This is a genomic window from Bradyrhizobium sp. Ai1a-2 (assembly GCF_000426245.1).
Classification (GTDB): domain Bacteria; phylum Pseudomonadota; class Alphaproteobacteria; order Rhizobiales; family Xanthobacteraceae; genus Bradyrhizobium.
The window spans coordinates 46,446-59,644 of sequence record NZ_AUEZ01000013.1 but is presented as its reverse complement, the minus strand read 5'-3'; the positions used below and the strand labels follow the sequence as shown (position 1 = coordinate 59,644).

Annotated in this window: 10 protein-coding genes; all 10 read left to right on the top strand. The window is 62.9% G+C overall.

All coding sequences use genetic code 11. From position 1 onward, the window contains the following. Positions 1-802 precede the first annotated feature (802 nt). The 10 genes from tolQ (at position 803) to ftsH (ending at position 13,132) form a co-directional block, all read left to right on the top strand. Positions 803-1,516: a protein TolQ gene (gene tolQ / locus K288_RS0111775; RefSeq protein ID WP_027579741.1), complete on the top strand. Its 714-nt coding sequence runs from the start codon at positions 803-805 to the stop codon at positions 1,514-1,516. A 40-nt stretch (positions 1,517-1,556) separates the two neighbouring features. After that, complete coding sequence (locus tag K288_RS0111770) at positions 1,557-2,030, top strand: biopolymer transporter ExbD (protein WP_027579740.1); 474 nt, start codon at positions 1,557-1,559, stop codon at positions 2,028-2,030. Between the two features lie 125 nt (positions 2,031-2,155). Further along, positions 2,156-3,139, top strand: coding sequence for a hypothetical protein (locus K288_RS0111765; protein ID WP_043159670.1), 984 nt, complete (start codon positions 2,156-2,158; stop codon positions 3,137-3,139). 43 nt (positions 3,140-3,182) lie between these two features. Further along, positions 3,183-4,538, top strand: a complete 1,356-nt coding sequence (tolB, locus tag K288_RS0111760) for a Tol-Pal system beta propeller repeat protein TolB (protein ID WP_027579738.1) — start codon at positions 3,183-3,185, stop codon at positions 4,536-4,538. Between the two features lie 182 nt (positions 4,539-4,720). Continuing rightward, positions 4,721-7,042, top strand: a complete 2,322-nt coding sequence (locus tag K288_RS0111755; RefSeq protein WP_027579737.1) for an EAL domain-containing protein — start codon at positions 4,721-4,723, stop codon at positions 7,040-7,042. A 142-nt stretch (positions 7,043-7,184) separates the two neighbouring features. Next, a complete protein-coding gene (locus K288_RS0111750) occupies positions 7,185-7,916 on the top strand; it encodes a hypothetical protein (protein ID WP_027579736.1) in 732 nt (243 codons plus the stop codon). A 268-nt stretch (positions 7,917-8,184) separates the two neighbouring features. Beyond that, positions 8,185-8,676, top strand: coding sequence for a peptidoglycan-associated lipoprotein Pal (gene pal, locus K288_RS0111745; RefSeq protein WP_027579735.1), 492 nt, complete (start codon positions 8,185-8,187; stop codon positions 8,674-8,676). Between the two features lie 137 nt (positions 8,677-8,813). Next, positions 8,814-9,878 carry a tol-pal system protein YbgF gene (gene ybgF / locus K288_RS0111740; protein WP_027579734.1) on the top strand — a complete coding sequence of 355 codons (1,065 nt, stop codon included), beginning with the start codon at positions 8,814-8,816 and terminating at the stop codon, positions 9,876-9,878. 46 nt (positions 9,879-9,924) lie between these two features. Beyond that, a complete protein-coding gene (gene tilS, locus K288_RS0111735) occupies positions 9,925-10,947 on the top strand; it encodes a tRNA lysidine(34) synthetase TilS (protein WP_027579733.1) in 1,023 nt (340 codons plus the stop codon). A gap of 262 nt (positions 10,948-11,209) precedes the next feature. Next, a complete protein-coding gene (gene ftsH / locus K288_RS0111730) occupies positions 11,210-13,132 on the top strand; it encodes an ATP-dependent zinc metalloprotease FtsH (RefSeq protein ID WP_027579732.1) in 1,923 nt (640 codons plus the stop codon). Positions 13,133-13,199 lie beyond the last annotated feature (67 nt).

The following is a 13,199-nucleotide window of genomic DNA, read 5'->3' as shown; positions in this document are numbered from 1 at the left end:
TTGTTGCGAAAGACGAACGCAACATCAGCGGACGGAGAAGCCGTGTGGTCCTGGCGCCCCGACGCTGGCGCTAAGTTTTGCTCATCGAGCAGGGCGATGGTGGCAAAAAAGCCCGGTCACCAGGGAGAGCGCGGAGGAAACCGTAACACCATCGCGCAGGGAAAGCCGGAATGCTCCGGTTGACCTGTGGTCCTACCCCCGTGCTTTTTGTTGCACGGGACCCACGGGTGCAACCAGCACCCGGCTTTCCCTGCGCCCTCTGATATCGAGGAGGGTGGAAAGTGAAGCAAAGCTCGGGCACATGATGCCGCGGGAATGCGGACTCACATCCGCTGTTTGAATCCACGTAGGATGGGTAGAGCGAAGCGAAACCCATCATTCGAGCCGCTTGCTCCATCGCGATGGGTTTCGCTTCGCTCTACCCATCCTACGGGGCGCCGGCGCCCCGGGAACCCCGTAACCGGCCGGATTTCCTGCATTTCCACCCGCCAAAGCGGACTTTGGTAACCTCGCATTAACCACGGCTAGCGTCTGGTTGGGGCGGAAATGACGCGCGAACAGCCCTTGTTTTGACATGTTGGCGGGGGAAGCAGGGCGCGGCCTTGGACGGCCCTCCCATGCGACAGATGAAAGCTTTTCGCGCTGGCGCTTACGGCCGCGTCCGGCGCGCGGCCGCTAGGAGCATTTCAAGCGAGGTGGAGACCGGTTGGCGTGAGAAAAACGCGTCGAAACGAAAATCCGGGACCGGCAGCCATTTGCGCCGGGAAGGACAGAGGATCTTTGCGTTGAAAGGATATTGCCGATGAATCCCGCCGACGTGGCGCAGGCAGCGCTGCCCATGGCCTCGAGCGATGTGTCGCTGATCGCGCTGTTCCTGCAGGCCCACTGGGTCGTGAAGGCGGTCATGCTCGGGCTGCTCGCCTGCTCGGTCTGGGTCTGGGCCATCGCGATCGACAAGATCTTCCTGTATTCCCGCACCAGGCGTGCGATGGACCGGTTTGAGCAGGCCTTCTGGTCGGGGCAGTCGATCGAGGAACTCTATCGCACCCTGTCGGCCAAGCCGACCCAGTCGATGGCGGCCTGTTTCGTGGCGGCGATGCGCGAATGGAAACGCTCGTTCGAGAGCCATTCGCGCTCCTTTGGCGGCCTTCAGATGCGGATCGAGAAGGTCATGAACGTGTCGATCGCGCGCGAGGTCGAGCGATTGGAACGCCGGCTCCTGGTGCTTGCGACCGTCGGCTCGGCCGGGCCGTTCGTGGGCCTGTTCGGCACCGTCTGGGGCATCATGTCGAGCTTCCAGTCGATCGCGGCATCAAAAAATACCTCACTGGCGGTGGTGGCGCCCGGCATCGCGGAGGCGCTGTTTGCCACCGCAATCGGCCTGATCGCCGCAATTCCGGCGACTATTTTCTACAATAAGTTCATTTCCGAGGTGAACCGGCAGGCCCAGCGCCTGGAAGGCTTTGCCGACGAGTTCTCTGCGATCCTGTCGCGCCAGATCGACGAGCGGGCCTGATGAGGCACGAAGTGATGAACGCAAGCGGTAGGTTTAGATCATGGCGATGAGCATGGCCGGTTCGTCGGGCGGCGGTGGCCGCCGTGGCCGGCGCCGCGCCGCCGTGATGGCGGAAATCAACGTCACGCCGATGGTCGACGTGATGCTGGTGCTGTTGATCATCTTCATGGTCGCGGCGCCGCTGATGACGTCGAATATCGACATCGACCTGCCGATCGCGAGCGGCGGCAAGTCGATTGCCCAGAACACCCCGCCCTTGACGCTGTCGGTCAAGCGCACCGGCGGGAGTTGCAATTCGAGCGTGGAACTCTATCTCGGGGACGCCCAGATTGCCGCTGCCGACCTCTTGCCCAAAATCAAGGCTATCCGGGAGACGCGATCGGACGCGGACGCCGTAGTATACCTGCGCGGGGACAAGGACGTCTGTTACACCGACATGATGAAACTGCTGGGGCAGATTCGCACCGCAGGCTACAAGGCCAACATTGTGATCATCCCGGAGGGGGGATCTTAAGAGCATGATCCGGAAAAGTGGAAACCGGTTTTCCTTCGCGACAAACGCGAAGCGTTTGCGCGGAGATCATGCTCAAACGAAAGAGATGAGATCATAGTCCGGAAAAGTGGGCAGAGCAGGGTAAGTTGAAGAACGTCAAGGTCGACAAGACACTGGTGGCATCGATCGCCCTGCACGTCCTCGTGCTGGGATGGGGCCTCGTGTCGTTTTCGACCAAGGCCTACGTCCTGCCGGACGAGGAGACTGTCGCTGTCGACGTCATTTCTTCCGACCAGCTTGCCCATGTGATGGCCGGCCAGAGAACCGGCAAGAAGGAAAATCCGAAGCCGCTCGTCGAAAAGGTCGCCGAGGCCAAGCCGATCGACGACGCCGTCGGCAAGATCGAGGAAAAGAAGCCGCCGGTTGTCACCGACACCGCGCCGCCGCCGACTCCGAAGGTGGAAGAAAAGCCGGTCGAGAAGAAGCCCGATCCGCCGAAGCCGGTCACCGAGACCAAGCCCAAGGACGAGCCGAAGAAAGAAGAGCCGAAGAAGGAAGAAGCGAAGCAAGAGCCGAAGCCGGTTGAGAAGAAGCCGGACCCGGTCAAGCCTGATGCGATCGCCGAGGCGATCAAGAAGGAAGAGAAGAAGCCGCCGCCGAAACCGCAACAGCAGGCAGCGAAGCCGCCGCCGGAGCAGAAGCCGAAGGAGCGCGTGTTCGACCAGTCGAAGATCGCAGCTCTCCTCGACAAGCGCGATCCGACGCGTCAGGCGGCGGCCGGCGACACGCTCAATTCGAATGCGGCTCTCGGCCTTGCCCATGGCAAGGCCGCCGACAATTCGGCGACCTGGGGCGCGATGTTCAAGCAACAGGTCGAGCGCTGCTGGAAGAAGCCCTACGGTGGCATCGAGGCGCAGCAGACCGAGGCGGCCTTCGTGATACGCCTGAAGCGCGACGGCACGCTGGAGGGCATGCCGGTACCGGAAGGCTCGGCGGCGACGCCTTATCTGCGCGTCTATCAGGAGAGCGCGCTGCGCGCGATCATCGAATGCCAGCCGTACAATCTGCCGGCGGCCTTCTTCGACGAATGGAAGTATTTTTCGCCTGTGTTCACCGAACGAAAGACCTGAGCGCGGTGTGCGCTTGAGGTCCCATGAGCAAAGTTCGCCAACGATGACCGATCAGAACAAATCGTTTGAGACGTTTTTCCGCCCGAGCCGCCGCCAGATCATTTCCGGCATGGCCGCACTCGGCACCATCGCCGCCGCGCCGCGCGCCGCGTTTGCGCAGGGTCCGAAGCGCGTGCCGATTCCCGATGGCGAGTTCGCGCCGCTGCCGATCGCGATCCCGAATTTCACGGCCGGTACCCCCGGGGATACTGAAGTCGGCGCCGGCGTCACCCAGGTCATCACCAACAATCTCAAGCGTTCGGGCCTGTTCGCGCCGATCGATCAGGCCGCCTATCTCGAGAAGAACATCAACATCGACGCCGCGCCGAACTTCCAGAACTGGAAGTCGGTCAACGCCCAGGCGCTGGTCACGGGACGCATGACCCGGCAGAACAACGGGCGCGTGAAGGCGGAATTCCGCCTCTGGGACGTCAACACTGGCCAGCAACTCGCCGGCCAGCAATATGACACCTCGGCCGAATATTGGCGGCGCATCGCGCACATCATCTCCGACCAGATCTATGAGCGTCTGACCGGCGAGAAGGGTTATTTCGACACCCGCATCGTCTTCGTCGACGAGACCGGATCGAAGGAGCGCCGCGTCAAGCGGCTCGCGCTGATGGACCAGGACGGCGCCAATGTGCGCTATCTAACCCGCGGCTCGGACCTGGTGCTGACCCCGCGCTTTTCGCCGTCGACCCAGGAAATCACCTACATGGAGTTCGGCCAGGGCGATCCGCGGGTCTATCTGCTCAACATCGAAACCGGCCAGCGCGAGATCGTCGGCAATTTCCCGGGCATGTCGTTCTCGCCTCGGTTCTCGCCGGATGGCCAGCGCATCATCATGAGCCTGCAGCAGGGCGGCAACTCCAATTTGTTCGTGATGGACCTGCGCTCGAAATCGATGACGCGGCTGACCGACACGCCGGCGATCGACACCTCGCCATCTTTTGCTCCGGACGGAACGCGTATCTGCTTCGAGTCCGATCGTGGCGGCAAGCCGCAGATCTATGTGATGGCGGCGACCGGCGGGCAGGCGCAGCGCATCTCCTTTGGCGACGGCAGCTACTCGACGCCGGTGTGGTCGCCGCGCGGCGACTATATCGCCTTCACCAAGCAGGGCGGCGGCCAGTTCGCGATCGGCATCATGAAGCCCGATGGCTCGGGCGAGCGGATCCTGACCTCGGGCTACCACAATGAGGGACCGACCTTCGCGCCGAACGGGCGCGTCGTGATGTTCTTCCGCGATCCCGGCCAGGGACCGTCGCTCTTCACCGTCGACGTGTCCGGCCGCAACGAGCTGCGCGTGCCGACGCCGGGCTTCGCGTCCGATCCGGCGTGGTCGCCGTTATTGTCGTAAATTGCCGGGCTTTGCGGGTAACCATTCTCGTTAACCGGCAAATTTTTCCTAGTTCATTGAAACAGAAAGAGAATTTCGGTTCCATAAAACTCGAAACAAGGTCTTGGTAACGATATTCCCTCAGAAAGGCTTCATCAGCGCTGGGTAAAACTGCACGTTACAACAGGACGTGTGCCCTGCCGATGCAGTTGGTCGACCCAAAGAAGCGCAGCAGCCAGGAAGAGTTGGAGCCCGTCCTGTGGGCGGCCCTGATCGATTCCATGCGCCAGAATTTCTGGCCGATGTTTTTCGGTTCGGTCTGCGCCGCCGTCGCGGCCGTGATGACCGCGCTCAAGACCGGCAATGTGCTGCTGTGGCCGTGCGCCGTGCTGATCATCGGCATCGGCACCGCGCGCGCCTTCCAGATGCGCAAATACGAAGGGCGTGATGGGCTGTCCTACGAGGAGGCCAAGGCCTATGCGCCGCGCTATTCGATCGGCGCGGTGATCTATGCCAGCGTGCTTGGCGCCTGGTGCTTCATCACCATTCTCGGCAGCGACGACGCGGTCGCCCATATGCTCTGCGTCGCCGTAACGATCGGCTATACCGCCGGCGGCGCCGCCCGCAACTACGGCCACCCCAAGCTGCTTCAACTCCACATCGTCTGCGCCTGCGGACCGATGTCGGTGGCTTTGGCGCTACATGGTGACTTCTACTACGTCGGGCTTGCGATCCTGCTGGTGCTGTTCTTCGTCGGCCTCAAGGGCATCAATCTCAGCCTGCATGCCATTTTCGTCAAAGCCTTCAAATCCTCCTTCCGGGAAGCGGCGCTCGCGCATCAGTTCGATACCGCGCTGAACAACATGCCGCACGGCCTGTGCATGTTTCGCGCCGGTGGCCGGCTCGCCGTGATGAACCACCGCTTCAGCCAGATGATGTATCTGGCCGACGATTTCGTGGAACGTGGTGCGAATGCCTCCGACATCCTGTCGGCCTGCGTTGCATCGGGATCGATCTCGGCGGCGAGCTCTGATCAGATCCTCCGGGAGATCGAGGGGTCGCGGGCGAGCGGTATCACCACCAGCGATCCCGATCCGAACAAGAACCGCTCGCTGTCCTGGACCCTGCAGCCGATGGTCGGCGGTGGCACTGTGGTGCTGGTGGAAGACATCACCGAGCGCAAGAAGGCGGAAGCCAAGATCAGCCATCTCGCGCGCTACGACGAGCTGACGCAGCTTCCGAATCGTCTCAACTTCCGCAACGAGATCGGCCGCCTGCTGGTCAGCCAGCGGGGTATGCAACTGTCGGCCCTGCTGTTCATCGACCTCGACCAGTTCAAGCAGGTCAACGACACGCTCGGCCATCCCTGCGGCGACCAGCTTCTTTGCGCGGTAGCCGGCCGCCTCCGGGAAATGCTGCGGCCGGAAGATTTCGTGGCGCGCTTTGGCGGCGACGAGTTCGTGGTGTTCCAGCAGGACATCAAGTCACCTGAGGATGCGGCCAGCCTTGCACGTCGCATCGTCGATCGCCTGAGCGAGCGCTACAAGATCAGCAACCACCTGGTCGAGATCGGTGCCAGCGTCGGTATCGCCATGACCTCGCCGGACGTCAGCGCCGACACGTTGTTGAAGAACGCCGACATGGCGCTCTATCGAGCCAAGGCCGATGGCCGCGGCACCTTCTGCTTCTTCCGCGACGAGATGGCCCAGATCGTCGAAGCGCGCCGCATCCTCGAGCTCGACCTGCGCAAGGCGCTGGCGAACGAGGAGTTCGAGCTTTATTACCAGCCGCTGGTCAACCTCAAGACCGGCAGGATCACGACCTGCGAGGCGCTGTTGCGCTGGAACCATCCGGTTCGTGGCACGATCTCCCCGATCGACATCATTCCGGTCGCCGAGGACATGGGCCTTATTGTCGATCTCGGGCGCTGGATTCTGCGCAAGGCCTGCATGGAGTGCATGACGTGGCCCGAATCGGTCAGCGTCGCGGTCAATCTCTCGCCGCAGCAGTTCCACCAGCGCGACGTGCTGAGCGAGGTGCGCTATGCGCTGGAGGTCTCGGGCCTGCCGGCGCGACGTCTTGAGATCGAGATCACTGAGTCCTCGCTGTTGCGCAATACGCAACTTACCCACGACGTGCTGGCGCAATTGCATTCGCTGGGCGTGCGGATCTCGCTGGACGATTTCGGCACAGGTTATTCAAGCCTGAGCTACCTGCACAACTTCCCACTGCAGAAGGTCAAGATCGACCGCTCATTCCTCGAAGGTATCGACACCGACCGTCCGCTAACGCTGCTGCGCGGCGTGGCGCGGCTCTCGGCCGATCTCGGCATGTCGGTGGTGGTCGAGGGCATCGAGACCAACGAGCAACTCGAATTGGTTAGCGCCGATGGCGCGGTCACCGAGGCGCAGGGCTATCTGTTCAGCCGCCCCGTTCCTGCAGTGCGCATCCGCCAATTGCTGAAAGCTTCCCACAGTCGCCGCTGGCCGGAAGACCATACCGTCATCTCCCGTTCGATAGCTTGAGCGTGAAGGTCTCGCGCTGCGCTTGATCCGTACTTTCACGGGGCACATTAACCCTAACGGATTCAATGCTTTGCAATTTCATTAATGCGCTGTTAACATTTTTCATCGCTCGCGCAAGTTGCTTGGAAGTCTGGAGTAGTACATGAGGTCCCCGGTCGAAGCGTCTCCTCTGGCTTTCGCGCGGGGACTGGAGCAGCTCGACCACGTCGACTATCGCCTCGCACAAACGCAGGCCGAAAAGGAGCAGATCTACAATCTGCGCTACCGCGCTTATCTGCGGGAAGGGGCAGTTGCGGAATCCGCTGAGCAGCGCGTTACTGATCAATACGACGATCTGCCGAATTCCTGGACATTCGGCATCCATATCGGCGGAGAACTCTGCAGTTCTGTACGGATCAGCCTGCTGAATTCAGAATGGCGCCAGTCGTGTTCCGCCGAAGCGTTTGGCGAAATCCTCTATCCGAGGCTTGATCGTGGCGAGGTGATTGTTGACCCTGCTCGCTTCGTCGCCGATCCCGACCGGGCGAGGCGGACGCCGGAACTTCCCTATGTGACCCTGCGCCTGGCCTACGTGGCCTGCGAATATTTCAAGGCCGATCTAGGCTTGGCGATCGTGCGTCCCGAGCATCAGGCCTTCTATCGGCGCGTGTTCTTCCACAAGACCATTGCCGAGCCTCGGATGTTCCCGGGCCTGCTGAAGCCGGTCGGGTTGATGGCGGCCGACTTCCAGACGCTCAAGGAAAAAGTTTTCGTGCGATATCCGATGATGCGCTCGTCTGCGTTCGAGCGGAGGATGCTGTTCGAGCGGGAGCATCATTCGCCGCAAGCTGCGGTGGTGGCGCCGTTTGAGCCTTCGATTGTTCCAAGCACTTGAGCGGTTTTTGACGAAAACGCGTCGCTGCCGGTAAATCCCCGGTTCTCGCTCACGCGACGGCTGGGAAACCGGCGATTTCGGCTGCGTCCCCGCTTGCCTTCACCCTCGCGCCACATTTACAACCCATTAACCATCGGGGGCGCTTTTCGCCGTTTGTCCGCATTTGATCGGGTCTGGCAAGGTCTCATCAAGGTTGACGGAACGTTCGCTTAACCATCGCCCTGTAGACCGGATGAGAATTCGAAAACGTGAGCGTGGAGGCTCCGGAATGAAATATCAGATGCGAATCCTCCAGGGATTGAAGCTCGCTGCGGTGCTCGCGGTGGCGCTGTCGATGGGCGCTTGTGCCAACAAGAACATCGGCGCCGATGGCGCGATGGCGAGCGCAGCGACCCCGGGCAGCCAGCAGGATTTCGTTGTGAACGTCGGTGACCGCGTTTTCTTCGAGAGCGACCAGACCGATCTGACTCCGCAGGCGACCGCAACCCTGGACAAGCAGGCGCAGTGGCTGCAGACCTATAACCGCTACAGCTTTACCATTGAAGGCCATGCCGACGAGCGCGGCACCCGCGAGTACAACATCGCGCTCGGTGCACGTCGCGCCCAGGCGGTTCGCTCCTATCTCGCCTCTCGCGGCATCGATCCGAGCCGGATGCGCACCATCTCTTATGGCAAGGAACGTCCGGTCGCGGTCTGCAATGACATCTCCTGCTGGTCGCAGAATCGCCGTGCCGTCACAGTGCTGAACGCCAGCTCGTAAGCTTTCGAAAATTGCGCGATTTGCTGCCGGCGCCGAGAGGCGCCGGTTTTGTTTGAACGTTGATTTGCTTCAGTCACAATTCCGGCGTACTCCCTGCATCACTGTGGTTCCGCGCCGATTTTCGTCGTCAGGGCAAGATGTCATCCAGGTTTCTTAGAGTTACGCGCGCCGCGGCGATTGCCGCGGGACTGGCTGTTTCCGCACCGGCCTTCGCACAATCCGACGATGCCGACCTCGAAATGCGGGTCCAGCACCTGGAGAACCAGCTTCGACAGCTGACTGGCCAGAACGAGGAACTGCAATATCGTAACCGCCAGTTGGAGGAGCGCCTGCGTCAGCTCGGCGCCGCGCCGTCCGGTCCCGGCGGTCAGCCTCAAGCCGCCCAGCCTGGCGTCGCCGCTATGCCTCCGGCCGCACAGCCTGCGCCGTCCTATCCGCCGCAAGGCGGCCAGCCATCCTATGGGCAGCCTCAGCAGGGTTATGGACAACCGCAGCCGGGTTACCGGCAATCGCAAGGCGGGTACGACCAGACCCAGATCGCAGCTCCCGCTCCGATCGTGCAGGAGCCCGCCGCGCCAGCGGCAGCAGGGCGCCGCGGCCGTGGCGACGCCTTCGATCCCAATCAGAACCCGAGCGCCCCGGGCGCGCCGCGCGCCCTTGGTGGTGGCCAGATGCCTGTCTCGCCCGATGCTACGATCGGTGCGCCGGGCGGACGCAACGTGGGCGAACCGCTCGACCTCGGCAACACCAGCCCGCGCAATGCCGGCGCGCCGGTTGGGGGCGGGACCACCGCCGGGCTGACGACCCTGCCGCCGTCGGCGACATCGAAGGACGAGTTCGACCTCGGCATCGGCTACATGCAGCGCAGGGACTATGCGCTTGCCGAGGAAACCATGCGCAATTTCTCCCAGAAATACCCGAGTGATCCCCTGATCCCGGACGCGCAATATTGGCTCGGCGAGAGCTATTTTCAGCGTCAGCAATATCGTGATGCCGCCGAAGCTTTCCTCGGCGTGACCACGAAGTTCGACAAGTCGGCCAAGGCGCCGGACGCGCTGTTGCGGCTTGGCCAGTCACTGGCGGCGCTAAAGGAGAGGGAAGCCGCCTGTGCGGCGCTCGGCGAAGTGACGCGGAAATATCCGCGGGCTTCCACGGGCGTCAAATCCGCCGTCGACCGTGAGCAAAAGCGGATCAAGTGCTAAACCGGTGCCGCAGGAGCCTGTCGGCTCCGCGATCGATGGCACCGTCATGTCCGATGACAACAGCGCGATTTCCGCCACCGAAGCCAAACGTCTGTTAGACGACTGGAGGCGCGCGCCAGCGATCGTTCTGGCCGTGTCCGGCGGTCCGGACTCGGTGGCGTTGATGTGGCTCGCCGCCCGCTGGCGCCGGACACTCAAGCAGGGGCCGCGGCTGATCGCAGTCACCGTCGACCACGGCCTGCGCCCGGAGGCCGCGCGCGAGGCGCGTGAGGTCAAGCGCCTTGCAGGCACGCTCGATCTGCCTCATCGGACGTTGCGTTGGACCGGGGCCAAGCCGAACAGCGGCCTGCCGGAGGCAGCGCGCGAGGCGCGCTATCGCCTGCTGGCGCAAGCTGCCCGCGCGAGCGGGGCGACGCATGTCCTCACGGCGCACACCCGCGATGACCAGGCCGAGACGCTTCTGATGCGACTGCTGCGCGGCAGTGGCATCGCCGGCCTCGCCGCGATGGCACGTGAAACCGAGCGCGAAGGCGTGAGACTGGCGCGGCCGCTGCTTGCTGTTCCCAAGGCGCGGCTGGTCGCAACCCTCGAGAAAGCCAGGATCGGTTACGCCGTCGATCCGACCAATCATGATACTGCGTTCACGCGTCCGCGGCTGCGTGCGCTGATGCCGGCGCTGGCTGCAGAGGGCGGCGACGCCCGGAACCTGGTGCGGCTTGCGGCGCGTCTCGCCCGGGCCAACGCCGCGGTGGAAGTGCTGGCTGATGGTGCGGAGCGCTACCTTGCGCTGCGCGATGGCAATGCGGCGCGCCCCGGATTCGACGCCGAGGCCTTTGTGGCCCTTCCTGAAGAGATCCGGCTGCGCCTGCTCAAACGCGCGATCGACCGCGTGGGCCATGAAGGATCGGCCGAACTGGGCAAGGTCGAGGCCCTGCTCGCCGCACTCGATCAGGCGGTGATCGAAGGGACGGGCAAACTGAAGCAGACGCTCGCCGGTGCGGTCATTGGGCTCGCCAATGGCCGGATCCGCGTCGAGCCGGCGCCGCCGCGCCGGGGCCGGGCCCGCTAATATTCAGGCGAATAGGAAAATTCTCATCATATCCGCTTAACTACCCCCCAAAAACCCGGACTTTTGCGCCATTATTTGACCGGGAATCGGGCTAGGATGCGCTAAATAGTCCTGTGCAGTTCCCTTGGCAGATACTCCCGTGGCACCTAAATTGTATGCAGTCGCTGAAGGGGGGATTCCCAGGGATTTCCTGAAGTGCCTGCCCCAGGCCGCCCGAGGATAGTTTTGAGGCCGCGATCCGCGCGACCACGAAGGAAGATCAATGAACGCCAATCTGCGGAATTTCGCCCTCTGGGTCATTATCGTCTTGCTGCTGTTGGCGTTGTTTACGCTCTTCCAGAATCCGGGTCAGCGCGCGTCCTCGCAGGACATCTCGTTCTCGCAGCTCTTGAGCGAAGTCGATCAGGGCCATGTCCGCGACGTCGTGATCCAGGGCCCGGAAATCCATGGCACCTTCACCAACGGCTCCAGCTTCCAGACCTATGCGCCGAACGACCCGACGCTGGTGAAGCGCCTCTATGACGGCAAGGTTCAGATCACCGCGAAGCCGCCGGGCGACAACGTGCCGTGGTTCGTCTCGCTGCTGGTCTCCTGGCTGCCGTTCATCGCGCTGATCGGCGTGTGGATATTCCTGTCGCGGCAGATGCAGGGTGGCGCCGGCAAGGCGATGGGCTTCGGCAAGTCGCGCGCCAAGATGCTGACCGAGGCGCATGGCCGGGTGACGTTCGAGGATGTCGCCGGCGTCGACGAAGCCAAGCAGGACCTGCAGGAGATCGTCGAATTCCTGCGCGACCCCGGCAAATTCCAGCGCCTGGGCGGACGCATTCCGCGCGGCGTGTTGCTGGTCGGCCCTCCCGGCACCGGTAAGACGCTGATCGCGCGCGCGGTCGCGGGCGAAGCCAACGTGCCGTTCTTCACCATTTCCGGTTCTGACTTCGTCGAGATGTTCGTCGGCGTCGGTGCATCGCGCGTGCGCGACATGTTCGAGCAGGCGAAGAAGAATGCGCCTTGCATTATCTTCATCGACGAAATCGACGCGGTCGGCCGTCATCGTGGTGCCGGCCTTGGCGGTGGCAATGACGAGCGCGAGCAGACGCTCAACCAGTTGCTGGTCGAGATGGACGGCTTCGAGGCCAATGAGGGCGTGATCCTGATCGCCGCGACCAACCGGCCCGACGTGCTCGATCCCGCGCTGCTGCGGCCCGGCCGCTTCGACCGTCAGGTCGTGGTGCCGAACCCGGATGTCGTCGGTCGCGAGCAGATCCTGAAGGTTCACGTCCGCAAGGTGCCGCTGGCCCCCGATATCAACCTGAAGACCATCGCACGCGGCACCCCGGGTTTTTCGGGCGCCGACCTGATGAATCTCGTCAACGAGGCCGCACTGACCGCCGCCCGCCGCAACAAGCGGATGGTGACGCAGGCCGAGTTCGAAGAGGCCAAGGACAAGGTGATGATGGGTGCCGAGCGCAAGTCGCTCGTCATGACCGAGGAAGAGAAGCTCCTGACCGCCTATCACGAAGGCGGCCATGCCATCGTCGGCCTCAACGTCGTTGCCACCGACCCGATCCACAAGGCGACCATCATTCCGCGCGGTCGTGCGCTCGGCATGGTCATGCAGTTGCCGGAGCGCGACAAGCTGTCGATGTCGCTGGAGCAGATGACCTCGCGTCTCGCCATCATGATGGGCGGCCGCGTCGCGGAAGAACTGGTGTTCGGCCGCGAGAAGGTCACCTCGGGTGCGGCTTCCGATATCGAGCAGGCCACCCGGCTTGCGCGCATGATGGTCACGCGCTGGGGCCTGTCCGAAGAACTCGGCACCGTCTCCTATGGCGAGAACCAGGACGAGGTATTCCTGGGCATGTCGGTGTCGCGCACCCAGAACGCCTCGGAGGCGACGGTCCAGAAGATCGACTCCGAGATCAAGCGCCTGGTCGAGGAAGGTTACAATGAGGCGACCAAGATCCTCACCGAGAAGCGCGCCGATCTCGAAGCTCTGGCGAAGGGCCTGCTCGAGTTCGAGACGCTGACGGGTGATGAGATCGTCGATCTCTTGAAGGGCAAGAAGCCGAACCGCGAGTCCGTGCTCGAGCCGACCACGCCGCGCGCCTCCGCCGTGCCGCCCGCCGGCAAGTCGCGCCCGCGTCCGGATCCGGACCCCGGCCTGGAGCCGCAGCCTCAGGCGTAAGCACTTCCCACGAGAAATTCTGCAAAGCCCGGCCCTCGAGCCGGGCTTTGTTTTTTTGATTGCTCGG

Coding starts and splice junctions, on each gene's coding strand:
- tolQ (WP_027579741.1), top strand. CDS start 803: ATGAATCCCGCCGACGTGGCGCAGGCAGCGCTGCCCATGGCCTCGAGC.
- K288_RS0111770 (WP_027579740.1), top strand. CDS start 1,557: ATGGCGATGAGCATGGCCGGTTCGTCGGGCGGCGGTGGCCGCCGTGGC.
- tolB (WP_027579738.1), top strand. CDS start 3,183: ATGACCGATCAGAACAAATCGTTTGAGACGTTTTTCCGCCCGAGCCGC.
- K288_RS0111755 (WP_027579737.1), top strand. CDS start 4,721: ATGCAGTTGGTCGACCCAAAGAAGCGCAGCAGCCAGGAAGAGTTGGAG.
- K288_RS0111750 (WP_027579736.1), top strand. CDS start 7,185: ATGAGGTCCCCGGTCGAAGCGTCTCCTCTGGCTTTCGCGCGGGGACTG.
- pal (WP_027579735.1), top strand. CDS start 8,185: ATGAAATATCAGATGCGAATCCTCCAGGGATTGAAGCTCGCTGCGGTG.
- ybgF (WP_027579734.1), top strand. CDS start 8,814: ATGTCATCCAGGTTTCTTAGAGTTACGCGCGCCGCGGCGATTGCCGCG.
- tilS (WP_027579733.1), top strand. CDS start 9,925: ATGTCCGATGACAACAGCGCGATTTCCGCCACCGAAGCCAAACGTCTG.
- ftsH (WP_027579732.1), top strand. CDS start 11,210: ATGAACGCCAATCTGCGGAATTTCGCCCTCTGGGTCATTATCGTCTTG.